24 protein-coding genes are annotated in these 24,493 nt (G+C 57.5%); 4 read left to right on the top strand and 20 right to left on the bottom strand.

What is annotated here, in order from left to right; genetic code table 11:
• Positions 1 to 22 precede the first annotated feature (22 nt).
• Positions 23 to 1,840: an allophanate hydrolase gene (atzF, locus tag VGC33_RS03375; RefSeq protein WP_331119027.1), complete on the top strand. Its 1,818-nt coding sequence runs from the start codon at positions 23 to 25 to the stop codon at positions 1,838 to 1,840.
• 142 nt (positions 1,841 to 1,982) lie between these two features.
• Here the strand turns inward: atzF and VGC33_RS03370 are convergent, their stop codons facing one another.
• The 8 genes from VGC33_RS03370 to VGC33_RS03335 are packed head-to-tail and all read right to left on the bottom strand — an operon-like array spanning position 1,983 to position 9,660.
• The gene (locus VGC33_RS03370; RefSeq protein WP_331119025.1) at positions 1,983 to 2,897 is read right to left on the bottom strand and encodes an MBL fold metallo-hydrolase; all 915 of its coding nucleotides are present in this window, start codon (positions 2,895 to 2,897) and stop codon (positions 1,983 to 1,985) included.
• A 32-nt stretch (positions 2,898 to 2,929) separates the two neighbouring features.
• Positions 2,930 to 3,646, bottom strand: coding sequence for a GntR family transcriptional regulator (locus tag VGC33_RS03365; RefSeq protein WP_331119023.1), 717 nt, complete (start codon positions 3,644 to 3,646; stop codon positions 2,930 to 2,932).
• Between the two features lie 23 nt (positions 3,647 to 3,669).
• Positions 3,670 to 5,124 (bottom strand): zinc-binding metallopeptidase family protein, encoded by a 1,455-nt coding sequence (locus tag VGC33_RS03360; protein WP_331119021.1) that lies wholly within the window; start codon positions 5,122 to 5,124, stop codon positions 3,670 to 3,672.
• A 29-nt stretch (positions 5,125 to 5,153) separates the two neighbouring features.
• A complete protein-coding gene (locus tag VGC33_RS03355) occupies positions 5,154 to 5,801 on the bottom strand; it encodes a cysteine hydrolase family protein (RefSeq protein ID WP_331119019.1) in 648 nt (215 codons plus the stop codon).
• A 16-nt stretch (positions 5,802 to 5,817) separates the two neighbouring features.
• Positions 5,818 to 6,618: an ABC transporter permease gene (locus VGC33_RS03350; RefSeq protein ID WP_331119017.1), complete on the bottom strand. Its 801-nt coding sequence runs from the start codon at positions 6,616 to 6,618 to the stop codon at positions 5,818 to 5,820.
• Positions 6,615 to 7,493, bottom strand: coding sequence for an ABC transporter permease (locus tag VGC33_RS03345; RefSeq protein ID WP_331119015.1), 879 nt, complete (start codon positions 7,491 to 7,493; stop codon positions 6,615 to 6,617). The genes VGC33_RS03350 and VGC33_RS03345 overlap by 4 nt, the downstream gene beginning before the upstream one ends.
• A 15-nt stretch (positions 7,494 to 7,508) precedes the next feature.
• Positions 7,509 to 8,555 (bottom strand): ABC transporter ATP-binding protein, encoded by a 1,047-nt coding sequence (locus VGC33_RS03340; RefSeq protein WP_331119013.1) that lies wholly within the window; start codon positions 8,553 to 8,555, stop codon positions 7,509 to 7,511.
• 10 nt (positions 8,556 to 8,565) lie between these two features.
• The gene (locus VGC33_RS03335; RefSeq protein ID WP_331119011.1) at positions 8,566 to 9,660 is read right to left on the bottom strand and encodes an ABC transporter substrate-binding protein; all 1,095 of its coding nucleotides are present in this window, start codon (positions 9,658 to 9,660) and stop codon (positions 8,566 to 8,568) included.
• Between the two features lie 81 nt (positions 9,661 to 9,741).
• Here VGC33_RS03335 and VGC33_RS03330 point away from each other — a divergent pair, with 81 nt between their 5' ends.
• On the top strand, positions 9,742 to 9,930 hold the full coding sequence (locus VGC33_RS03330; RefSeq protein WP_331119009.1) for a hypothetical protein: 189 nt from the start codon (positions 9,742 to 9,744) through the stop codon (positions 9,928 to 9,930).
• A gap of 39 nt (positions 9,931 to 9,969) precedes the next feature.
• Here VGC33_RS03330 and hxlB read toward each other — a convergent pair whose 3' ends face one another.
• The 9 genes from hxlB to VGC33_RS03285 form a co-directional block, all read right to left on the bottom strand.
• On the bottom strand, positions 9,970 to 10,533 hold the full coding sequence (hxlB, locus tag VGC33_RS03325) for a 6-phospho-3-hexuloisomerase (protein ID WP_331119007.1): 564 nt from the start codon (positions 10,531 to 10,533) through the stop codon (positions 9,970 to 9,972).
• Between the two features lie 12 nt (positions 10,534 to 10,545).
• Entirely contained in the window at positions 10,546 to 11,184 is a 639-nt protein-coding gene (gene hxlA / locus VGC33_RS03320) for a 3-hexulose-6-phosphate synthase (RefSeq protein ID WP_331119005.1), read from the bottom strand.
• A gap of 172 nt (positions 11,185 to 11,356) precedes the next feature.
• Positions 11,357 to 12,526 carry a mannitol dehydrogenase family protein gene (locus VGC33_RS03315; RefSeq protein WP_331119003.1) on the bottom strand — a complete coding sequence of 390 codons (1,170 nt, stop codon included), beginning with the start codon at positions 12,524 to 12,526 and terminating at the stop codon, positions 11,357 to 11,359.
• A 32-nt stretch (positions 12,527 to 12,558) separates the two neighbouring features.
• Entirely contained in the window at positions 12,559 to 13,374 is an 816-nt protein-coding gene (locus VGC33_RS03310) for a PTS system mannose/fructose/sorbose family transporter subunit IID (RefSeq protein ID WP_331119001.1), read from the bottom strand.
• A 9-nt stretch (positions 13,375 to 13,383) separates the two neighbouring features.
• A complete protein-coding gene (locus VGC33_RS03305; RefSeq protein ID WP_331118999.1) occupies positions 13,384 to 14,121 on the bottom strand; it encodes a PTS mannose/fructose/sorbose/N-acetylgalactosamine transporter subunit IIC in 738 nt (245 codons plus the stop codon).
• A 2-nt stretch (positions 14,122 to 14,123) separates the two neighbouring features.
• Positions 14,124 to 14,621, bottom strand: coding sequence for a PTS sugar transporter subunit IIB (locus VGC33_RS03300; protein WP_331118997.1), 498 nt, complete (start codon positions 14,619 to 14,621; stop codon positions 14,124 to 14,126).
• A gap of 4 nt (positions 14,622 to 14,625) precedes the next feature.
• On the bottom strand, positions 14,626 to 15,039 hold the full coding sequence (locus VGC33_RS03295; protein ID WP_331118995.1) for a PTS sugar transporter subunit IIA: 414 nt from the start codon (positions 15,037 to 15,039) through the stop codon (positions 14,626 to 14,628).
• A gap of 84 nt (positions 15,040 to 15,123) precedes the next feature.
• The gene (locus tag VGC33_RS03290) at positions 15,124 to 15,927 is read right to left on the bottom strand and encodes a sorbitol-6-phosphate dehydrogenase subunit (RefSeq protein ID WP_331119082.1); all 804 of its coding nucleotides are present in this window, start codon (positions 15,925 to 15,927) and stop codon (positions 15,124 to 15,126) included.
• Positions 15,928 to 16,078: 151 nt separating this feature from the next.
• Positions 16,079 to 18,703 (bottom strand): sigma 54-interacting transcriptional regulator, encoded by a 2,625-nt coding sequence (locus VGC33_RS03285; protein WP_331118992.1) that lies wholly within the window; start codon positions 18,701 to 18,703, stop codon positions 16,079 to 16,081.
• A 151-nt stretch (positions 18,704 to 18,854) separates the two neighbouring features.
• Between VGC33_RS03285 and VGC33_RS03280 the strand changes: the two genes are divergently transcribed.
• A complete protein-coding gene (locus VGC33_RS03280; RefSeq protein WP_331118990.1) occupies positions 18,855 to 19,793 on the top strand; it encodes a 5'-nucleotidase in 939 nt (312 codons plus the stop codon).
• A 178-nt stretch (positions 19,794 to 19,971) separates the two neighbouring features.
• Here VGC33_RS03280 and VGC33_RS03275 read toward each other — a convergent pair whose 3' ends face one another.
• Together VGC33_RS03275 and VGC33_RS03270 are read right to left on the bottom strand one after the other, a co-directional pair.
• On the bottom strand, positions 19,972 to 20,628 hold the full coding sequence (locus tag VGC33_RS03275) for a GntR family transcriptional regulator (RefSeq protein ID WP_331118988.1): 657 nt from the start codon (positions 20,626 to 20,628) through the stop codon (positions 19,972 to 19,974).
• Positions 20,629 to 20,841: 213 nt separating this feature from the next.
• A complete protein-coding gene (locus tag VGC33_RS03270; protein WP_331118986.1) occupies positions 20,842 to 21,726 on the bottom strand; it encodes a transporter substrate-binding domain-containing protein in 885 nt (294 codons plus the stop codon).
• Positions 21,727 to 21,932: 206 nt separating this feature from the next.
• Between VGC33_RS03270 and VGC33_RS03265 the strand changes: the two genes are divergently transcribed.
• Entirely contained in the window at positions 21,933 to 23,366 is a 1,434-nt protein-coding gene (locus VGC33_RS03265) for a flavin monoamine oxidase family protein (protein ID WP_331118984.1), read from the top strand.
• A 111-nt stretch (positions 23,367 to 23,477) separates the two neighbouring features.
• Here the strand turns inward: VGC33_RS03265 and VGC33_RS03260 are convergent, their stop codons facing one another.
• The gene (locus VGC33_RS03260) at positions 23,478 to 24,458 is read right to left on the bottom strand and encodes a dihydrodipicolinate synthase family protein (protein WP_331118982.1); all 981 of its coding nucleotides are present in this window, start codon (positions 24,456 to 24,458) and stop codon (positions 23,478 to 23,480) included.
• Positions 24,459 to 24,493 lie beyond the last annotated feature (35 nt).

Genomic DNA, 24,493 nt, shown 5'->3' with positions numbered 1-24,493 from the left:
CCGCCCTATATGGATGCGATTTATGCACACTATCACCATCGGTACTCTACAGGCATGGCGGGACTTTTATGGCGAGCGCGCCGCGCCGCGCCTCATCAGGGAAACGGTAAGCGCGCTGGTCGCGCAGTTTGACGCGCGGGATACCGCCTGGATTTATCTGCCCACGGCGGATCGGCTGGCCGGGCAATTCGATGAACTGGAAGCGCGTCTGGCCGCCCTGGACGGCGACCGGTCATCGCTGCCGCTGTACGGCATTCCCTTTGCCGTCAAAGATAATATCGATGTGGCCGGCTGGCCCACCAGCGCGGCCTGTCCGGGATTTATTTATCAGGCCGGGCAAGACGCCCATGTGGTGGCGCGGCTGCGGGCCGCGGGAGCCATTGTGGTCGGCAAAACCAATCTCGATCAGTTCGCCACCGGTTTGGTGGGGACGCGTTCCCCTTACGGCGTGGTGCCGAACAGTTTTAATCCGGCCTATGTCAGCGGCGGATCCAGCTCCGGCTCGGCCTCGGTGGTGGCCCGCGGCCTGGTGCCTTTCGCACTCGGCACCGATACCGCCGGCTCCGGGCGCGTGCCGGCCGGGTTTAACAATATCGTCGGGCTTAAGCCTACCAAAGGGTGGTTATCCAATCGCGGCGTGGTGCCCGCCTGCCGTCTGAATGACTGCGTCTCGATTTTAGCGCTGACCGTGGCGGACGCGCGGGAAGTGGCGGCGGCGGCCGGCGGTTACGACGCCGGGGATGCCTATTCCCGGCATAACCCCTTTACCGCGCCGGCGGCGCTGCCCGCCGCCCCGCGTTTTGCGCTGCCGGATCGCCTGGAATTTTTCGGCGACCGGGACAGCGAGCGGGCGTTTGCGCAGGCAGTGGAATCTTTGACCGCCTGCGGCGCCGTGCTGGAGACCATCGATTTCGCCCCGTTCAGCCAACTGGCCGAGCAGCTCTACGCCAGCGCCTGGGTGGCGGAGCGCACCGTGGCGGTGGGCGAGATGCTGGCGCAAGGCGCCGGCGCGATGGACCCGGTGGTGCGGGAGATCGTGGGCAACGGCAATAATTTCAGCGCCGCCGATGCCTGGCGGGCCGAATATCTGCGCGCCGAGCTGGCGCGGACCATCAACCAGACCCTGGCGGGCTATGACGCGCTGGTGGTGCCCACCTCCCCCACTATCCGCACCCTGGAAGAAATGAAACACCAACCGGTGCGCTACAATTCGCAGTTCGGTTTTTACACCAATTTTACCAATCTGGCGGATTTGTGCGCCCTGGCGCTGCCGGCGGGGATGCGCGCCGACGGGCTGCCCGCCGGCATTACGCTGGTGGCCCCGGCCTGGCACGACGATGCGCTGGCAAGCTTTGGCCTGCGCTTTCAGCAAACCCTGCAATTACCGCTGGGCGCCACCGGCCTGCCGCTGCCGGCCCCCTCCGCCGGAACGGATGCGCCGCCTGCGCCGGCCGGCCAGGTGCGGGTGGCGGTAGTGGGCGCCCACCTGAGCGGCATGCCGCTTAATTTCCAGCTGACCGGGCGCCAGGGCGTGCTGGTGGAACAGGCCGCCACCGCCGCCTGCTACCGCCTGTATGCCCTGGCGGACAGCCGGCCGCCCAAGCCTGGCCTGGTCAAATCGGAATCCGGGGCCAGTATCGCGGTGGAACTGTGGGATATACCCTTGGCGCGCTTCGGCGAGTTTGTCGCCGAAATCCCGGCGCCCCTGGGCATCGGCACCCTGACGTTAGCGGACGGGCGCAGCGTTAAAGGATTTATTTGCGAACCGCTGGGGCTAAAAGGCGCCAGGGATATTACCGGATTCGGCGGCTGGAAGGCCTATCAGGCCCGCGGGGAATAACCAGGACTGTGCCGGCCCGCGCGGCCGGCAAAGGCGCCGCGCTTCCGGGCTGCGTTAACGCGTAATGCCGCTGGCCGGCGCAGGCGTCGACGGCCAACGGCGCGCCGCAAGTCCGCGCCGCGGCTTCAGTATGCCGCCGGCGCTATTTGCCGTCGGCGCTATTTGCCTTGACCGCGGCCAGCGCCAGCATCTGGCGGATATTATTGCGATGCACCGGTTCATACGGCGCGAAGTAGGCTATCGCCCCGGTGGCGAACGCCCCGGCGGCGAACTCCTCCAGCGGCAGTTCGGCCAGCTCCGGTCGCTCGACCAGCTCCAGCAGGCGTTCGGTGTAACGCTGGGTGGCGGTAATCAGGTTGCGCCCGTATCCGCCCGCCGCGATCGTCGCGTAACGACCGTGATTGGGTAAAATCCAGTCGAATTCCCAGGTCATAAACTGCGCCAGGCCGCGTAAATGAGGGTTAAGTCTGGCGGGCTCGGCCACGTAGGTCAGGGGATCTTCCAGGGTATCGCCGGCCAGCACCAGCCGCAGCGCGGGGATCGCCACCAGCACGCCATCACGGCTGTGAATATCCAGCTGGCGCAGTTCCAGCTCAAGCTTGCCCACCCGCAGCGCCAATTGCCCTTCGAAGGTGGTGGTGGGTAAAATCAGCGGACGGATGGGCGGTGCGCCGTGCTCCAACTGTTCCCGATGTTCAATCAGCAATTGCCGGGTCAGCTCGCAGGCGATGATTTCGCAGTCGGCGAATACCTGGTTGCCCGCCACGTGATCGGTATGCCAATGACTGAGCACCACGCGAATCGAGGTGACGCCCTCCTCTTCCAGCGTGCGGCGAATCACCCGCGCGTGATCCTGCGTCATATGGGTGTCGTAGACCACGGCCTCGGCCCCGTCGACGATGGCATAGCTGGCGGTTCCCAGCGAGTAGGCGCCGTTATCCAGCCAATTATCCTGTTCGGAATACAGCCGCTTGCCCGCGATGCGGCCGTCGTAAAACGCGATGATACCCGGCCAGGGGCGGCAGATTTTCATGGTGGCGGCGAGTGAGGTCGGCATGGTTAATCTCTACCTTGTCGGTTGGTTGGTTTTTATAGCGGCGTGCGCGCCATGCTCAACATGTGCAATGTAATATTGCGCACCACCAGTTTACTGGCCAGTATATGCTCCGTCAGCAACCGCTGCGCCTGCGGCAGTTGCCGCGCCAGGATCGCCTGCAAAATGGCGTTGTGCTCCTGGTAGGTGGCGGCGATACGCACCGGCTGGGTAAAATCCAGTCGCCGGATAATGCGGATTTTTTCGGTCACTTCCCAATGCATGGTGGTCAGCTGCCGGTTGCCGGTGGTTTCCACCAGCGCGTTATGGAAGCGCTCATCCAGCGCGGACGCGTCGGCGCAGGCGGTAAGCTGCCGCGCCGGGGGGACCATCCACGCGGCGCGCAGTTCGTCCAGCTGCGCCGGATAGACATCGGCCTGCGCCCGTTCGCACAGGCGCTGCACCGCCGCCAGTTCCAGTACGATGCGGACATCGTACAATTCTTCAAAATGACGAAAATCAAACGGCCGCACCTGCCAGCCGCTGCGAAAATACACTTCCAGGTAGCCCTCGCGTTCCAGGCGAAACAGCGCCTGGCGCACCGGCGTGCGGCTGACTTCCATGCGCCGGGCGATATCCCCTTCGCTGAAACGATCGCCGGGCATCAGCCGCAGTTCAAAGATATCATCGCGCAGCTGCGCATAAATACGTTCGGCGATGCCTTCGGGACGGTCCTTGACCGGCCGATCTTGTGGGTCAGATGTCGCTTGCATAGCCTTCCTCGGGAAATCCAGCGTTATTTATTGATAGCCGTTCCACTGATAGTCGCCCCATCGATTGCCGACCCGGCCGCGCCGCCATCGGCCGAGCTTTCGCCCTCGGTCCAGGTGGCGTCCCAGAAACTGCGCGGATTGCCGGTCAGGGTGAGCCAGGCGCCCAGGCGCGGCGGGCTTAACTCCCGGCCGCCTACGCGCCGGGTTAATTCATCCTTGGCCTGGGCGACCAGCGCCGGTTGCGCCAGCAGCCGGACGCAGGCGATGGCCAGCGCCTCCGAGGCCATTAACGCTCCGGCCCGGCCCGCCTGATGCCCGGTCAGCGCGGTCCAGCCCCAATGATGGATCGGCACCTGCTGCGGAAACGCCCAGTTCACCCGGCCCAGGGGGATGCGCCAACTGACTTCGCCGTCATCCTGGCAGAAGTAGTCCTGCCCCTCGTCATAAAGGGCCAGGCCGCGGTCCAGTTGCATCGCCTGTCCCGGCGCGCAGGCCGTCGACAGGCTCTCCATCCAGGCCAGATCCGCGTCGTCCCACCGCGGCGGCCCCACCGTGCGCAGGCCGTCGAACAGCACCTGGCCCAGCGCCGCGTTGGGCAGGTAGCCCCGGCAGCTGGCAATGGGCAGATGGCGCCAGGCCAGGCCGGCGCGCTCCGCCACCGATCGGCACAGATCGATAACCGCATCGTACACCTCTTGCGCCCGCGCCACATCCGGATGACGCAGGGTAAAATAGAGCCTGACGTCGTCCGGCACCACCCCGGCCATATGCATATTGCCGCGTATCACATGCTTAAGCGGGGTATCGGCATAACGCCGGCCCAGTTCGCGCAAGGCGACAATGGCATCTTCCGCGCCTTCCAGGGCGTTGATTTTACCATTGAAACCGCCGTGGCTGCTCTCGCCGAGAAAAACGAATTCCCCGGTGGCGGCTGACTGGCACGGCCGGGAGATAGCGCCGTTCTGGTAATCGCCGTGCGAGGTGAGCAGCGCGTCGCAGCCGGCAAACGCGCCGGTGTGAAACAGCGCCACCTTGCCCCACAGGATCTCTTCCGCCGGGCAGCCGATCACCCGGATTTCCCCGCCCAGTCCCGCCCGCTGCGCCGCATCGGCGGCGGCGATGGCCGCGCCGGCATTGGTGGGACCGATCTGGTTATGCCCGCAGGCATGGCCCGCCTCCTGGGGCAGCGGCGCGCGCTGCGCGCTGCAGGCGTTGGCCAACCCCGGCAGGGCATCGTACTCCGCCAGAATGCCGATGCACGGCCCCGGCCCCAGGTATTTGCGGGCGATAAAGGCGGTGGGAATGCCGTTAACCCCGCGCTCCACGCTAAATCCGTGGCCTTCCAGCCATGCGCACAGCGCCTTTGCCGCGCCGTACTCCATGCACGGCAGTTCGGGCGAATTCCAGAGCACGCCATAGTGGCGCTCTATTTCCTCACGCACCGCCCGCCAGGCGGTGCGGACCAGGGATGTCTGCATGGAACCCTCCTGTTTAGCTGACTTCCGGTTTACGCCGACGCCTGCAGCGGCAATGCGCCGCGGCCGTGTTCGCCAAAGGCGGCAATCATCTCTACGGCGCTGCGCCGGGCCCCGTGCTGCAAATATTCCATCGCGGTCAGCGCGGCCTGATGGGCCGCCAGGTCCGACCCGCCGACGCAGTCTTCCACCACCCGGCAGTGGTAATCGCTTTGATGGCCGTCGGCAAAGGTGTAATGGATGCACACATTGGTCAGCCCGCCTACCAGGATCAGGGTTTCCGCTTTCAATCCGCGCAGCAATATCGGTAAATCGGTGCCGATAAACCCGGAATAACGGCGTTTTTGGATCACATAATCATCCGGGCGCAGTCCCACCACGTCGGCGGCGATCTCGGTGCTTTCCCAGCCTTCAACCAAATGCTCGTCCTCGTCCCCGTCCAGCTCGCGGCCGAAATCCACGCCGGACGGGCGATGGACTTCCTGTAAAAAAATAATCGGCACCCCATTGGCGCGCGCCGCGTCAATCACGCCGCGCGCGCGTTGCATGTTGGGGATCATGCCCGGCATGGAGGCGATGCCGCAGGTGTCGTCCTCGCTCAGGCCGCCTTTTTGTATATCGACCACAATCAACACGGGCCGGCCGACAATAATCGGGTTATTTTTACGTTTTGCCGTCATGGTATTCCCTTTAAGGTTAATGTTTGCCGCCCAGCAGCCTGGGCAAATTGTCCAGCCAGGCGATGGCGATAAACCCCATCAGACCGACCAGCATAAATAGCACCGCCCCGACGCACATGGTGGGGGTAAAACCGGTCCGCAGGCTGGAAAACACCTTGACCGGCAGGGTTTCAACCGTAAATCCGGCCACCATATAGGCAATCAGATACTCATTCATGCTCAGGATGGCGACGAAAATCAGGCTGGATGCGATATAGGGCGTAATCAGCGGCAATACGATGCCGCTGATGATATGGCGCTGGCGCGCGCCCAGCGTCCTGGCGGCCTCCACCAGGCTGGAGTCGATTTGTTTAAACCCCAGGCTGAGCAGCACCAGCGGCAGGGCCAGAAAGGTCATGCCGTGGCTGATAATGGTGTTTTCAATCTGCCCCACGTGGCGCAAGAACCCCCACAACAGCATAAAAAGGATGGCGATAATCACCGGCGGCAGCATAAAAGGCATGGTGCCGGCGCCGCTTAATAACCGCGCCAGACGCGAACGCCGCTGCCAGGCGATAAACGCCAGCGGCAAAGCGATGCTGGTGGCCAGGAGCGAGGCCAGCGCGGCGATGGCCACGGAACGTTCGAAGGCCGCCACCCAGCCGGGATCGGAAAAAAAGTCCTGATACCAGCGCAGGCTCCAGGCGTCCGGCGGAAACACCATCCTGGACGTGGCGTTAAAACTGATGGCCACCACCACGCACAGCGGCATGGCGATAAACAGGGCCAGCAGCAACAGCAGCAGGCGTTGGGACATCAAGGCCACTAGACGATTCATACGGTCTCCCCTTTCGCGCTGAACTTCGCCACGCCGCCGATCAGCAGCAGCGTCACCGCCAGCAGCAGCACCGATATCGCCGCCGCCATCGGCATATTATGTCCGCTCATGGCGGTTTCACTGATGACCACGCCGATGGTCCAGTTGCCGGGACCGCCCAATACCAGCGGAGCGACGTACGACCCCAGGGTAAAAACCAGGCTCATGATATAAGCCGCCCCGAGCGGCTTGCCGATAAGCGGCAGCAGCACGCTGCAAAATGCGCGCAGCGGCCTGGCGCCGAGGGTGCGGGCCGCCTCCAGATAACTGTGATCGAAACGGGACATGGCGGGATAGAGCGTCAGGATATTGAACGGGATCACCATATAGGTAATGCAGGCCACCATGCCGCCGAAGCTGGGCAACAGCGAAACAGGCTTGTCCAGCAGCCCCGCCAGCACCGCCAGATTGGAAATCCCGGCCTTTTTCGACAGCAGGATTTGCCAGGCAAACGTAATAAGCACCTCCGACAGGGCGAAGGTGCTCAGCAGGGCAATCAGCCAGACAACCTGCCCGCGCCGCGACATACCCGCAATCGACCAGGCGGTGGGCAGCGCCACCAGCAAACTGATGCTGGCCACGATAAAGGCCAGCATCACCGAAAACCCGATAGCGTCCAGCACCACCGGCTGCAGCAGTTGACCGTAGGCATGCAGGGTAAAACCGCTGCCCTCGATGGCGTTCGGGTCCAGCCGCGAAACGCTGGCGCGCAGCAGCAGCACAAAGGGGATGGCGATAAATACCAGGATCATCGCCAGCGGCCACAGCAGGCCCCAGCCGGGGCGCCGCCGCGCCACGGGCGACGCCGGGGCGCGGGAATGAACAACAGTCGACATAACGTACCTCGGCGGCTAATGGGAGAGCAATTGCGCGGCGTCGGCGGGGAAACTGACGCCGATACGGGTGTACGCCGACAGCGGGCGCCAGTGGGCGGCGGTGGTGCTGGCCAAAATATCCGTGTGCTGGCAGCGCAGCCGGATATCAATGCTGCTGCCCAGATCGCGCACCTGCACGATATCGCCCTGCAGCAGGCCGGTCCCCGGCGCACCGAGCAGCACATCCTCCGGGCGGATGCATAAGGTGGCGGTGGCGCCCGCCGCCACGTCCGCCGGCACGCGCGCCACGGCCAGGGTGGCGTCGCCCAGGCGTACCTCGCCGCCGCCCAGGGATTGCACCTCGAACAGATTGCTCTGGCCGATAAAATTAGCGACGAACCGGTTGGCCGGCTGGTGGTAAATTTCGCTGGGCGTGCCGATTTGCTGTACCCGGCCGTTGGCCATCACCACGATGCGATCGGCGATGGTCATGGCTTCCCGCTGGTCGTGGGTGACAAAAATAGTGGTGATTTTCAGCTTCTGCTGCAACCGGCGGATTTCCAGTTGCATATGATCGCGCAGCCGCGCATCCAGCGCCGACAGCGGTTCATCCATTAAAAACACCGCCGGCTGCTGCGCCAGGGCGCGGGCAATGGCCACCCGCTGCCGCTGGCCGCCGGACAATTGATCGATACGCCGCTGGCCGACCCCGTCCAGATCGATCAGGGATAATAATTCGGCGACCCGCGCCTGGCGCTCGCTGGCCACGATGCCCTTGATCTTCAGGCTATATCCTATATTTTCCGCCACGCTAAGGTGGGGAAATAGCGCCAGCGCCTGGAATACCATGCCGAAATTGCGTTCATGCACCGGCCGGCGGGTAATATCCTGCCCTTCCAGCACGATGGCGCCCGAATCGGGCTGCTCCAGCCCGGCTATGATGCGCATCAGGGTGGTTTTGCCGCATCCCGACGGCCCGAGGAAGCACACCAGCTCGCCCCGGGGCACATGCAGGGAAATATGGTCCACCGCCGGCTGCGTACCGTACATCTTGGTGATCTCCACCACCGCTAACCCGTTCATCGCAAGCTCCTCAGACGGTCAGCATTTTCAGAAACTGCTGCGCCAGATAGTCGGCATACTTCACCTTGACGGCGGCATTGACCAAAATGGGCGTGGATTCCGACGACACGGCGGCGAATTCGGCGTCCGTCAGGTTGAGTTTGGCGCGCGGGAGCAGCGGCGCGGCGCCGACGCCCCGGGCAATCAGCTGATGGCATTCCGGCGTGCAGCTCCAGTTAAGGAACTCCTGCGCCTCGTCGGCGGACTGGCCGGCCTTGGGCAAACACCAGGAGTTAAATCCCTGCACCGCCCCTTCCTGCGGGAAGGTGGACAGTACCGGCGTGCCTTCGCCTTTCATGATCATCGACACATCGTGGTAGTACAAACCGCCCTTCACCTCATCGTTTTGCAAGGCGGTTTGCATGGTGCCTTCATCGGTCCACCAGATTTTGGCGTTGGGTTTCAACTCGGCTATCTTGGCGATGACCTGGTCGATGCCTTCTTTGGTTTGCAGCGTTTTACCGCCTTCAAAGAACGTGGCGGCGGTGATTTCCAGCAATACCGTCGAGGCGCCCCCCTGCAATCCCCAGGCCTGGGGATTCTTTTCCCACAGCGCCCGCCAACTGGTGGGGGCGGTCGACACCTCCTCCGTATTGGTGACAAACGTCAGGTACCAGCCCATGGCCGCGACATTATCCACATCCGCGCCCGTCTCCTGGCGATAGGCCGGCATCAGGTTGCCCAGATTCGGCACTTTGCCGGCGGCAACGGATTTCCACAGACCCTGGCTGCGTCCGCGCAGCAGATCGCTTTGCTGGACGCAGCAAATATCCATCGGCACCGACCCGGCTTTATTGGATTGGCTCAGTTGCATCAGGAACTGCTCGCTGGCGGATTGCGGCGACGACACAACCTTGATGCCGGTGGCCTGGGTAAAAGCCGGATAAACATGTTCCTTAAAGGCCTTTTCAAAAAATCCGCCGAAGTTGGAAATGCGCACGCTGCGCTCTTTGGCAAAGGCGGGAGCCATCGACAGGCCCGCGGCGCCGGCCAGCGTAGCGATACCCATGCCTTTTAACAGACCCCGGCGGGAGATCCCCTGGCCGCTTGCTTTTTTTTTCATCATGTCTTCAACCCGACCTCATGCAGTGTGATTAATAAACACCCTTTTAAACTTTCCCGCCCCGTTCAACGGAGAATGCGGAGAATGATTAAACTTGTATACCATCTTATATATATGCTGGTATGCAAGAGCTATGCCAAAGGGAAGTTCATTGATTTATCGGGTTTTATTCAAAAAAAGCGCGGCCATGCACTGGCGCTGTGCACCTACTGTGCCGGCGGGGCGCCATATTTTGGTGCAATAAAGGCGGGAAAAACCGGCATGATGGCGTGAGGGAACCCGGCGGAGCGTCCCGCCGGGTTCCCTGTCTTTTCATTCCAGATTGGCATGGCGGCAATACATTTGCGCGTCCGTCTGTTGTTTGATTTCTTTCAATTTGATAATGACGCTATCATAGATTAACCAACTCAACTGTTCGAACGAGGAGCCGGACGGCTGTACCGAATCGGCCTTTTGGGAGAGCTCTTCACTTTTGGCGGTCACGCCGGGAATTTTAACGCATACCGAGGATAACGCGCCGATGGTATGCTCGGGGAAAATCGTTAAGGTCGCGATTTTAGCCTGTTGCTTATGCGCTTTTTGCGCCATGGAGACCAAACTTGCCGTTTCTCCCGAGCCCGATCCTATCACCAGTAGATCATTTTTCTGGATGGACGGCGTCGTGGGTTCGCCGACAAAATACACGGTGAAACCCAGGTGCATCAGCCGGTTGGCAAACGCCCGGGCGGCAAACCCGGAACGCCCGGCACCGGCGACAAACACCCGCCCGGCATTCAGGGTTACATCGCACAGTTTGTCCACGCTCGCCCCGTCCACCTGTAAGGCATCTTCAGACAGCTCTTTGATAATAGAGAGAAGATATTGACAATGCGCCATTTTATTCACTCCTTATGATAGATGCTGCAGCATGGCCTGCTTGATGAGGCGGGCCTCTTGCGCCGGATCGGCGGCATGGGTAATGGCCGAACCGACAATAACAATATCGGGCCGCAGGACGGCATACTCCTCAATGGTTTTGCTGTTGATTCCCCCCGCCACGGAAACTTTTGCACGCGTGACATGCTTGAGCATGATTTTGAGATCCTCAATGGGATGCCGCCCCGCCGCTTGCTGATCCGCCCCGGTGTGCACCGCCAGGATATGCGCGCCGGCGGCTTCCATTTCCCGGATCCGGGCCGGCAGGTCATCCACGCAAATCATATCCACCACCACCTGCCGGTGATACTCATGGGCTGCCCGTAAACAGGCTTTTACCGTCAGGATATCCGTCACCCCCAAGACCGTGACATAGTCAGCGCCGGCTTCAAACGCCAATGTCGATTCCAGATAACCGCCATCCATGATTTTTTCATCGGCGAGAATTTCTTTACCGGGGAAGCGCGATTTGAATTGCCGTACCGCATTCATTCCCTCATCGATAACAAACGGCGTACCAATTTCAATAATATCGACGTAATCAATGACTTTTTCCGCCAATGCCAACGCATCCACCAGCTTTAACTCGTCAAGGGCCAATTGAAGTTTCATACAGTCATTCCTTATTTACATATTGATTAAGAAAACCACCGCACCGTCTATTTCGTTTGAATAAGCTTTATTGGCTTGCATACTGGCCACCAGCTTTACGGCAATAAGGAATCCTTCTTTATTAGTAAAAGACATCGTCCTCACGCGTAACGGAATATAATTTCAGTTCAAATTAACGGTGCGTATTTTTAATTTCTTTTAACCTGGCATAGCATTGAACAATTTCCCGATGCATACGCGACGCATCCCCAATACCGGTATAGCGCGTGACGGCTTTGCCGATGCCCTGTTGCTGAATAGCCGCCTGCAATTCATTGCATTGTTCATCCATCGGATTCTCGAATAAAAACGCCGCAGCGATCCCCGCCAATAAGGCGCTATTTTCTAATCCCGCGGCCTCGCACTGCGCGCAGGGCCCGACCAGGCGGTCATTGGGCGACAGTTTACGGATGGGCGAGCGGCATACCCGGCTTATGGTGTCCCTGATGCCGGGGGTTTTAAACCGGTTAATGGCAAAATCGATATAACGGTCCAGATCGTCACGGCTGAAATCATATTTATGGCTTAGCAGGTCCGCCGCCTCCCCCATGGCGTTTTTCACTGCAAGAACCTGCGTATCGTCGGCAAAGACGTCCTGGATAATGTCGTAGCCCAGTACATACCCCATGTAGCCGGCCCAGGCGTGGCCGCCGTTAATCACATAGAGCTTGCGCTCCAGGTATTGCTGCAAACCAGCGGTATAAACGGCGCCGGTAATGGGTGGTTTTTCCGGATCGGCCAGCCGGCTGCGTTCAATAACCAGCTCGTATTCCACGCCGATATCCACCGTATCCTTGCCGTCGCGGCGGGAATTCAGCACCATGCGGTCAACGGCGGTATTGGGAAAACAGGCTAACGCGTCCAGCGCCGGCGCCGTTAGGCTGTTGTCCAGATCAAGCACGGCCCGGCGCAGCATATCGCCGTTGAACAAGGCGTTTTCACAGGTGATGATATTGATTCTTGCTTTGTGCCGATGCCGCCTTTCTTTCAGCCCGTCCAGTATCACCGGGGCGATTTTCGCCAGATTGTCGGCCCAGACCGAGGTGGTGATAATGTCCGCCTCGACGAACAGCGCACGTATTTTTTCCCGGTCCGTCAGTGGGGACCAGGCGGTACAGCGATCAATGGATTTTTTTTCATAGCCCTTTTCAATAATGTATAAATCATAACCATTGTCATGATTGATTTGTTTATTGAGTTCAGTATTGACATCAACAAAGGCAATGGCATAACCGTCATTGTGCAATAAATCGCCAATAAAACCCCGGCCGATACTGCCCGCACCAAAATGAATGGCGTTCATGACTCCTCCTGTTTAAGGACGGCATTCATGGATTAAAATAATCCCACCAATGAACCCGCTATAGAGATAAAAATAATCAACACCATTATGATGGTGAAATTCTGGTTCTTTTTCAGCAGCCACCAATAAATACCGAACACCGCCAGCAGGGGTAATATTCCCGGGACAATATTATCAATGACATTTTGCAATACAAATGGTTTGTTCCCTGAACCAAAGCTGAATTGGATGGGCGTGCTGATTTTCACATAGGTGGATGACAACGCCCCCATCATGAATAAACCCAGGGTGCTGGCGCCGGTGATCAGGGTTTTTATATGGCCGGACTGCAAAATTTCCCTGATGGACGCCTGCCCGGTGCGGTAACCGTAGGCGGCGAGCTTGCGCCCCACCACAATCTGGATGATCGGCAATAACAGCAGGAAGAATGCCCCCAGAATACTGCCGTTGGTTGAAAGCGTCACCGCCAGGCCGAAAATAATCGGTTTTAGCGTGGCCCAGTCGATAGAGTCGCCAATGCCCGCCATCGGCCCCATCAGCCCGGTTTTAATGCCGGTGATGGCGTCATCGTCAATATCGGCGCCATTGGCTTTCTGCTCTTCCATCGCAATCACGATACCGTTGATGGGAGCGCCATAAACGGCTTCGGTGTTATAAAACACCAGATGACGCTTAAGGGCCTGCTTCAAATCTTCTTCATCCGGGTAAAGCTTTTCCAGAATGGGGATCAGCGACGTGACAAAACCCAGCGCCTGTAAGCGTTCATAGGAAATGCCCATTTCAGCGACGATATAATAATAGAGCCAGCTGTTCTTGACGTCTTTTTCAGTAATCAGTTTCTTTTCCATTTTTCCGCCTCACGCTTCTTTTTTGTTCTGGTAATGAGCCAACAACAGTACCGCGCTCAGGCCGAAGATCGCCGCGCCGAATACCGGAATACCGCTGAACTGCACGAGGAAATAGCCGATGATAAACCATGGCATCAGCTCCTTTTTGCCGATGACGAACATGGTCAGCGCAAAGCCCAGCGCCGGCAGCAATCCGCCCGCGACGCTGAAGCCGTGAATCAGCCATGGCGGTACGCTATTGAGAAAATTATTGATGGTGTCCTTACCGTACATATTCGCCAGAAAAGGAATGGGGAATCGCAGGAAAAATCCCAGAATGGTGGGATACACCATGGCGCACAGTTTGATCTGTGTGGTGTTGCCCTCCTCGGCGTATTTATCCGCCATATGGACAAAAAAAGCGTTGACGGTTTTGCGGAACTGATCGATAAAGACGCCCATCACCCCTACCGGCACGGCGATGGCGATGGCCAGTTCCGGGCTTAGGCCGGTATTGAGCGCCAGGGGTATGGCAATCAGGCCGGCCAGGCAATCATCGGCCGGCAGGTTGGAGCCGGCGGCGACCAAACCGATATACAATATCTGTATGGCGGCGCCGATAATAATTGCCTGGGTAACGTCTTGCATCAGGATACCGATAATCAATGCCGAAAATAGCGGTTGACGGATGGCATGCGTTATCGCATAACCAATATCGGTTTTACATATCCAATACCAAAGACCGGTGAATATCGCTACTTCTAACATGATCATCCCTCTAATTTAGTAATTGCTTTTCCCAACGTCAGCCTGACTTCTTCCGGCGTCACCTGGAAATAGATATTGATGTTTCGCTGCTGGAGGTATTTTAAATCTTCCAAATCCTGATCATCGATGGAAATACCGTTCACGACACTCTTTCTATTAACGCCACCGCCCAAGCCGCCAATTTGCAATTCAGGAAAATGCTGTCCTTTTTCGATGATTCTGCGTACATTGGCGATTGATTTGAATAATATCAATACATTTTCCTTACCGTCGCTGAAATTACCCTGTGTTGCCTTTTCGATATAATCGCTTTCAGACAGCACCAGGACTTTAACGCCCGGCGGTGCCGCCATGACATAAATATCCGACAGAAAACCGTCTTTGGATAATTTATCATCGATAATGATGATTTCCGTTGCGGCAATGATATTGCGCCATTTGGTGATGACCTGGCCGTGGATCAGACGAAAATCGACTCGTACCAGTTTGATGTTCTTCATAAGATTACCTCTCATTTATTATTCTGGTAATATTTTTTATACTTTCGTTGCCCGCATCGATAATTCTCTTCGCCCATTCATCCCCCCCGGTTTCCGCGCGCGACATTTCCGCTTCGATAAGCATGGGCAAATTAAGCCCGCAGATGACCGGACACTGTTTTTTTTTGGCGAAAACCGCCGCCACGTTCGATGGTGTGCCCGCATAGATATCGGTGAGAATAATGCTGTGCGCCGGCGCGCTATCCATTACCGCCGCCACATTTTCGATCAGTTGTTCCGGCGGCATGCCCACAAGTAAAGAAAAACAGTACACATTTTCCATTTTTCCCAAAACCATTTCGCAACTATTGAGCAACTCTTTGCCAAATTGCCCGTGCGTTATAATTAAAATCCAGGGTCTGTTTTCTACATCATGCATTGGTTATACCCACCCTTTACGACGTCATTTGAAAAAATATCACTCCCGGACCACCCGCCCGGTTTAAAAAGCGGCCGGCCGGTTTTAACCTTTCGATTTTCCTCCGGTGATGTTAATGGTTGTCCCGGTGATATAACTGGAATGATCGGAGACCAGGTAGCAAACAAGGTCCGCTATTTCCTCCAGCCTGCCGCTGCGGCCAAGGGGTAGTTTTTGGCTATAATCCCCGTCTATTTCCGCCATATCGATGCCGCGGGTATAGGCCAGCGCCTTGCGGTGCAGATCGTTTCCCATCGGCGTACGCTCGTTGATGCCGGGCGCGACGCCCACCACGCGGATCCCGAAGCCGCCCAGCTCCTTGGCCCAGGAGAGGGTAAAACCCTGGACCGCGCCTTTGGTGGCGGCATAGCAGCTTTGTCCTTTCGATCCCTCCAGTCCCGCCTCGGACAGAATATTCACAATCACGCCGGACCGCTGTTTAATCATCAGCCGCGCCACTTCCTGCGAGCAGACAAACAGGCCTTTCTGGTTAACCCCCACCATAAAATCGAAATCTTCATCGGTAAGTTCATACCCCGGCTCCTTTTGGTAATAATCCACCAGCAGGCGCGCGCGGTTTACCCCGGCATTATTGATAAGGCCGTCGATACGGGTAAATTTGGCCGCGACGTTCCGCACCATGTGCTCCACGTCCCCGCGGCGGGTAATGTCGCATGTGATATAGTCCACATCAGCCAAACGTTCCGCCGCCGCCGGCTGGCTGATATCCGCCACCACGACCCGCGCCCTGTTTCCATGCAGATTTTCAACTATCTTCTTTCCTATCCCCGAATTTCCGCCGGTGACAATCACGACCTTGCGCTGTAGATCCAGCCACGTATTTTCCATCATTGCCTTTTGCCCCCACCTTTTTTTCGACGTTGGGAGAATAAGAGCAATAGGCGTGCCATGTTATATATAACAAGTAAAATCAATAAGATAGTATGTTAAAGGGAGGGTTTTAGACGCATTATCCGTTTTTAGACAGATTGCCCGACCGTTATTTAGACAGCGTCGGCAGGCCGGTTTCCGCGGTAATCCAAGGCTCCATGAGTTCATAAATCATCAGCGATTCCGTCAGCGTTAGCACCACCCGGTATTTGCGATGAAGCATTTGGAATATCTCCGGCTGGATTTCAATAAAAGCCCGCTGCTGCGGCGTGAGAATGGCATCGTCCCGGTGGCGCATGGCGTCATTTATCATCAAACGCTCGATCATCGCCGCAATATGCATAAACAGATTGATCCGCAGATAGCTTTCGAAATGGATTTTATAATACCCTTCATATTGTTTGATCACGCTGTCGATCTCCTCGATAACCACCGTTGGATTAAGGAAAGCAAGATGGCTGGCGACACCTTCGACGGTAAACAGTTTCACCACATCATCAATCAAGGGTTCAATGCGTTCCGGCGGAATCAGCCCGGTAAAATAGTTCTGCCATAACAGCGCCGACTTTTCCTTTAGCAATTGCTGGACATTGATCAGCGGGATATAGCCGACATCCAGATCGGTCGTGGTAATAATCAGCTTGGTGCCGTTCAGCGCGCTATCCGATTTGCTGAGTTTCCATTTCAGGTCATCATATTCCATCGTGACGATATCAATGCGATCATTGATAAGATAGCGCTGCACCACTTCTTTGAGCTTACGCGATATCCCGGCGCCGGAAATGCAGGAAATAATGACCTTGTTGCCTTTGACAATGCCGGCGTAATAGCGCGCCTCCACCTCATAAGCGCCTTTTATACTGTCCACTATTTCTTTCATCGACAGCCGGTGCTGGATTTTATCGGCAATATCCAGGGCCATCGAGGTGGTAACGTTGTTCATGACCAGTAAATCACCGTGCAGATGCAGCTTAATCTCTTCGTAGATTTCTTTCAGGGAACCCATGTCCACCAGGATAATCAGGCCGGTACTGTTTTTTATACTTTCCAAATGCTGAATCAGCATATCGATAATGCCGCGGGTATTCACCGAAAACGGCATATCGAACGCCTTGAGATAATAGCCCCCGGTCAATTTGTTGGCCGTGCCGGCAATACTTGACGCCGTTGCTTTGCCATGGGAGACGATAACCCCTTGCATAAACTCCTCTTTTTCCACCCCATGGTGAAACGCGGCGCTCAACAGCGGCATCATCAGGCCGATGTCCCCCTTGCCCAGCCTGGCGCTCAAAAGCGCCAGGCACTCCTCCGCCAGCATTTTGGCTTTCTGCGCGGTATAGTCGGTGATTTCACGCAGGCCGGCGATACGCTCGGGCAGCATCGGCACATTCAGACAATACACCAGACACAGATAAATGAATTTACGTAATCCCGGACCCGCCTCTATGCCGGTGTTTTCTTCCAGTTCATCCATTACCTGCGTCAGCCATTGCCAGATCACGCCGGAATAGACCCTTTCCGGCGGCAGCAATCCCTTGCCGCCGGTGAGCAGGTATTCCAGCTTGCGGGCAAACAGGGGAATATTGGCGCTGTGGCAAAATTCCTCTAGCAGCTTATCGTCATCCAGCTCATTGGCCAGCAGGCGCAACAGCACGGCGTCGTGATCCTGCCTGCCGGCGTGGCCGATGGTCAGGATATCGCGCGGGCCGTCGCCGGCGGGCAATGGCGCAGCCAGGACGAGCGCGCTTCCGTCCAGATGACGAGAATAGGCCGCCGCGCACAGCACTTTTATCTGGTTTTTGATTTCCCCGATATTACCCAGTACCGGCGTGGTGATGAGCTGATTGACCAACAGCGTATCGACGGTAATGTCCTGCCGGAGCCGTCGCGCCTCTTGCCGTATAAAGGTCTCCACCAGCGCAAGCTTCTCCGTCAGCGGACGCGCGGAAAAATTGGGCAGTTCCACCTTGATGGGAATACGCCGCCGGAAGGTGTTGAGCAACACGTTATCGGTATTTTCGGTGGTGGCGAACAGGAAACGCACCTCCACCTTGTGGGGCGTGCGGTTATCGCCTAAACGGTAGAAATAGCCTTTATCCATAAACAGGAACAGTTTCTCCTGGTTTTCCGCCGACAGGCGATGGACTTCATCGAGAAATAAAAAGCTGCCGTCCGCTTCATCCAGCAGACCCGGCCGGTCCCGATCCGCGCCGGTAAATGCGCCTTTGATGTAGCCAAACAGCGTACCCGACAGCAGCTCAGGATTATTGGCGTAATCCGCGCAGTTCAATTCCACCAGTCCCCGGCCCGCCCTGATCAGGCCTTTTTCGGCGGCATAACGGTGGATCAGGGCGGCAAGATAGCTTTTCCCTACGCCGCTCTCTCCCACCAACAGCAGCGGCAGACCGCCCGACGGATAATTTATCGCCGCCCGGCAGAGATCCACATGCTGTCGCAGGCTGCCGCAGGCGCCGATAAAAGCGTCGAAGGGGTCGGAGGTATGCCGTGTCCTGGCATCCTTTACATCATTTTCACCGTCGGCCGCCAGATAAAAACGAACCGGCCGTCCGTTCTCTTTCCGCAGTTTCCCGTCTTCGCACAAACGATTAAGGTAATGGCTGATAACACTGCGATTAAGTGAGATAAAGGATTCGCAATCCTGGGCGGTAAAACCATGGGACTTATCATGATACGCGGCGGCAACCTGCTGGAAGATCTTTTCTTTGGCACCCATGGGCTTCCTTTTTCGACACTCGACACTAAGAAAAATCTATCGATACCTGAGAATGCTGGTAAGGTATTCCAAAAATCAAGCTGCCGCTTTTATGCAGATGATCTCCATCACAGCATTTTCATTGCGGTGGACTAAAAATAAGGGAGTGTAAATGGCTTACGACCTTGAACACCGTCTGGTCATCGGTGTCGCCTCGAGTGCTGTGTTTGATTTGAAAGAATCCGATGAAATATTCAAAAGCCAGGGTGAGGAAGAATACAGAAGATTCCAGGAGGCGCACCTTAATCAAGCCCTGCCCCAAGGGATCGCCTTTCCCTTTATTAAACGCTTACTTTCCCTTAATGACCTCAGCCCTGATCCGATCAACGACCCGCTTGTTGAAGTCGTGTTGCTGTCAAGGAATGATCCCGATACCGGATTGCGGGTGATGAAAACCATCGAACATTACAAGCTCGGTATGACCAGGGCAATATTCATGCAAGGCCGTTCACCCTATGAGTATATTCCCGCGCTTAATATCGCCTTGTTTTTGTCCGCCAACAAAGCCGACGTTGACGCCGCCATCAAGGCAGGATTCCCGGCGGGACAGGTATTGGATTCAAAATTCGTCGACGATGAAACGGATGCCACGCTTAGGATCGCCTTCGATTTTGATGGCGTTCTGGCCGATGACGCCTCTGAATCCGTCATGCAAACCTCCGGGCTCGGTGAATTCCATGCCAATGAAGTGAAGAACGTGATGCAGCCGCATAATCCCGGACCGCTGAAAGAATTCCTGGTCAGGATGGCAAAAATTCAGTCCGAGGAAGAAAAACACAAGATAAAACATCCCGGTTATGCGAATCGCCTGAGGATTTCGATAGTGACCGCCAGGAACGCGCCATCGCATGAGAGAGCATTAACGACATTAAAAAGCTGGGGTGTCATGGCAAATGACGCCTTCTTTCTTGGTGGCATTGAAAAGGGTAAAGTATTGGAGATTCTTAAACCCCATATCTTTTTTGACGATCAATCCCGGCATTTACTGAGCGCGAGCGCCGTTGTGCCCTCCGTTCATATTCCTTTCGGCATAACCAATCAGGCGAAATGATACCATCCTGTTTCAAGGCGGGGTGTTATAAGGGTGGGTGTCATCGCGCGGGATATCCATTGCCCTAAGCTTGCCGGAACACTACCACCCCTGGCGGGCGATGGACGGGCGGTGTCCGCCGGCGGAATAGGGTTTTGCCGAGCGGCATAATCGCGTTAACGGCTGCCGGCGCCTGACATCAGCCCGCCCAGTCGCTCATTAAATGACTGAGATGGTTGGTCATCAGACGGGTGGTTAATTCGGTATCCCCTGATAACATAGCATCAAGGATAGGTTGATGCTCTTGCGCGGATTTCACCAGTCCGCCGCTTTCGCGCAGCGCCTTGAGCCCGTATTGCCGGGACTGATCGCGCAGGTTTTCCACCATTGTCACCAAAGGCTCATTTTCCAGCAGCGACAGCAGGCCGAGATGGAACTGGCGGTCCATTTCCAGATAACCCGCGATATTTCCTTCCTCGGCATAGCCCACCATGTCGGAGGCAATGTGGGAAAACGCCTCCCGGCGCGCTTCCACCCGCGGCGCGAGCGTGGCAAGTTTGGCCATCGACGGCACTTCAAGCAACAGGCGCAGCTCATAGACGTTACGACGCTCTTTATCGCTGAAATGCACCACGCGAAAACCGCGATTGCGCACCGTTTCCATTAATCCCTGGTTGACCAGCGTCAGCATGGCCTCGCGAACCGGGCTATTGGACACCCCTAATTCTTCGGCCAGGGCCGAGGCGGAATAAATCTGGCCCGGCGCCAGATCGCCGGACACCAGACGCAATTTAAGAATAGACAGCGCCTGATCGCGTAGATTGGCCTGCCGCAGTATAGGATGTTCCTGTTCCATTTAAACCTCAGACTGACATTTTGGTAGTCGATAACATGCTACATTTTAGCCCGAATGAAGATTCTTCTCAATATGGATTGTATTTTCTTATGACCCGGTGGAGTTAATTCCGTTCACCAGGGCCGTTATCCGGCAGTTGCCATACCGTTTCCTTATTACCATCGGTCACAGCCAACCGCCGGTTCGTCAAGCCTCCCTTCCCCGGGAGCAACGTCAGAAACTGTATTTGGGCGGCGTCGCACCTTCTTGGTAGATTTCCGCGCTGTTGACGGCGCCGAACGCCGTATCGTTCTTTTCAAGGATCCTTGCGTATTCGCCATTCTGGATCAAACGATCGTAGGCGCCTTTCAACGCTTGCAGCAGTTGAGCGGAATGAGCGTTGCGCGCCACCGCGGTCGCGGTCGGTCCCCCGCCGATTTCGCCCGAGGCGATAAGACCGGCATCAACGCGTATCGATTCCTGCGCCCCGCCACGGTTGATCAGCACACCGTCCACCCGGCCGCTGTTCAGCGCCAGCACGGCGTTATTGATTGAGGGGAACGCGCTGATCACCGAAGCCTTGCCGGTACACGTCAGCGACGCGGATTTGAGGGTGGCCAGCTCCGCGGAACCGGCCATGGCGCCGACCTTATGGCCGCAGATATCCGCCAGGGTTCTGGCCTGGAAGGATTGGCCTTTTTTTACCAGGAACGTGCTGAAATCCTGCCAGTTGGTGACAAAATCGGCGACTTTCAATCGTTCCGTCGTGACATAGAACTCACCGTAGGAAATATCATATTTATTCGACTGCAAGCCGGCCAGCGCGGTGGCGAAAGGGATCAGGTTGATAGTGGCCTTCAGCCCCAATACCGCGGCAACCGATTGTGCGAGATCCACATCCATCCCCTTAAGCACGCCGTCTTCTTTATAAGCCAGCGGTTTCCCCGTGTCCGGCACGGCGATACGCAGCTCGCCGGCGTCCTTTATGGACTGGGGCAGCAGCGCGGCCACATCATCGGCCTTGGCGATCGCGTCCTGCGACCAGGCGGGTGCGGCGGGAAGCGCGCCCGCCGCCAGCGAGGCGATCAGGCACAACACTCTGGAATGATTGAATTTCATTAAACTCTCCTGGATGACATTGAGGACGCGATACCGACCTGGGCAATAACGGATTATTGACAATAGGGTGTTACGTGTAATATATTACCCGTAACACTTAGCGGCTGCAAGCGCGATATTTCTCCCGCCGTCCGGGCCATGATCCTCCAGGGACATCCCCGCGCGGCGGAACAAATCAGCACGTAAGCGATTGAGGTGAAGCAAAAATGGTTAAACCGGAATTTGATGTCGTGATTATTGGCGGCGGCCCGTCGGGTTTGTCGGCGGCCTGGGAACTCAGGGATAAGAATATTCTGGTGCTGGAAAAATCGCACCGTCTCGGCGGACGTCTCTACTCGGTATCCCGGGGAGACTATTGGCTGAATCTCGGCGGCCATCTGTTTCCGCCGCCGGGGTCGCATATGCGCAATATCCTTCATTCCATAGGCCTGGATGTCATCAAGATCCCCGGCAATAAATTCGCGATTTATTGGGGCGGTAAAGTGTACAAGCCGAAAATGGTTTCCGCCCTGCCGCTGACCTTGTCGATGACCCTGCGAGAGCGTTTCGCCATGGCCATCAAGGGCATGCGGATTCTCAAGGCCGTAAAAGGCTGGCAAAAAGCGATGGCGCCGGTGTACGGCGAAAGTAACCAGCGCCGCCGGGCGCGGGTCGCCGGCTATCTGTCGGATAAATCCTTTCGCGAATTTATGGGCCCCCTGCCCAAACGGCTGGAAGCGCTGTTTAAATCAGCGGCGCGGCGCGCGGCGGCTGAAATGGAAGACCAGCACGCGGGGGTCGGCGTTTCTCTTTTCGGCGCCGTGTGGGCCGGTAAAGGCGATGCCATGGCGCTGAATCTGAACGGCGGTTCGGGCCGTTTCGGCGAGGTGATGATGGAGCTGCTCGGCGATCGCGTGCGCTATCACACCCAGGTGAAATCGGTCACTAAAACCGGCGACCTGGTCACGGTGGTCTATGAGACCGACGGGCGCGAACACAGCGTAACCGCCGCGGAAGTGGTGATGGCGGTACCGGCTTACCAGGCGGCGGACATCGTGCGCGATATGCCCGATGATGTTCGCCAGACCCTGCAACGCGTCCAGTACGGCCCGTTCCCCACCATGGGGATCATCACCGACGAGCCGGGTCCCATGCCCTATGACGATATCTATGCCATCACCACGCCGGACGCCTCGTTCGACATGTTTTTCAATCATGCCAACCCGCTGAGAACCGGGCCGCGCAAACCGGGCGGTAGCCTGATGGTGTATTGCGGCGGCACGCCGGCGCGCGAAATGCTCAAGCTGACCGACGATGAGATTCGCGATCGCTACCTCGCCGATATCTACACCATGTTCCCGCAATTGCAGGGGCATGTGAAGGAAACCATCGTGCAACGCTGGGTGCCGGGCAATACCTATCGCCCGGCCGGCTTCAATTTTGACCCGATGCTCGCCTACTGCGAACGCGACGACGTCAATATCCATTTCGCCGGCGACTATTTTGCCGAGATCGGCAATATGGAGATCGCCACCGGCTCCGGCCACGAAGCGGCGCGGCGCGCGCGCGCGCACCTGATGAGCCAGGCGCAAAAAAGGGCGCAGTTGAAAATCGTCGATCGGGATCTTATCGCCACCGGCCAGGTAAAGGAAAATGCCTGAACAAACCCGCGAGGCCTTTTTGTCCCACCGCGCGGCGTCGTGAACGATCCTGGGCGCGTAAAAAAGCGTGGTTTTGGCAACCACGCTGGAATATCGCGTTTGGAACCCTTTCTAAGCGGCTCGCTCCATGCCGCTTTTATAGCGCTGTACCGCCCCCGGCAATTGGCTCCATTCGGCATACCACCGGTTGAATAAGCGCAACTGCGCTTCCACGTAGCCGCGCTGGCTGTCGGTAAGCCTGTCGGTCTCATTAAAGTGCAGCGCGTACTCTTTATTCCCCTTCAGCACCATCATATATTTGAAGAACAGCACCAGATCCGGGCCGGCATCGAATGACGACAGGATCGCCAGCGCCTGCTCCAGCTCCTGCGCCCGCAGGCGCGCGTCGCTGTCGCCCGCCGCCGCGGCCAGGGAAAGATTGCACAGATGCAGCACTTCTTCGGGCAGCACGTTGCCAATGCCGGTGATGGCGCCGGTGGCGCCGCAGTTGACGAAGCCGTGTACCACGGCGGTGTCGACGCCGATCATCAGCGTGACGTCATCGTCGCGGCTGGTGATGTTCTCGGCGGCGTAGCGCAGGTCGTCCATGCCGCCGAACTCTTTAAAACCGACCAGATTGGCATGTTCGCCGCGCAAGGCGAAAAAGAGATCGGCGCGGGTGGCAAAACCATAATAGGGGCTGTTATAGATGACCGCGGGCAGATCGGGCGCGGCGGCAAGAATGGCCTTGAAGTGTTCTTTTTGCGCCGAGATCACCGAACCGCGCGACAGCACACGCGGAATCACCATCAGGCCCTTGGCCCCCACGCTCTGCGCGTGGGCGGCATGGGCCGCCGCTTGCGCGGTGTTCACCGCGCCGGTGCCGACGATGACCGGAATGCCGGCCCGGGTCAGGCGTTCCACCCCTTCCATGCGCTGCGCGTCGGTCAGCAGCGGCCAGTCGCCCATCGAACCGCAATACACCACCGCCGACATGCCCGCGCCAATCAATTCCTGCGCTTTGCGCACCAGGGCATCGAAGTCGGGTTGCCTGGCCTGCGTGCATGGCGTCATCAACGCCGGGATCACCCCGGAAAATATTTTTGCTTTCATACTACCTCTCCAATGATGGTTCTTAACGGCCGGCG

Origin of the sequence: Acerihabitans sp. (genome assembly GCF_036398755.1) — a bacterium.
Lineage (GTDB): Bacteria > Pseudomonadota > Gammaproteobacteria > Enterobacterales > Enterobacteriaceae > Acerihabitans.
The sequence above is the reverse complement of the archived record's forward strand: the minus strand, read 5'-3'. Positions and strand labels throughout refer to the sequence as shown.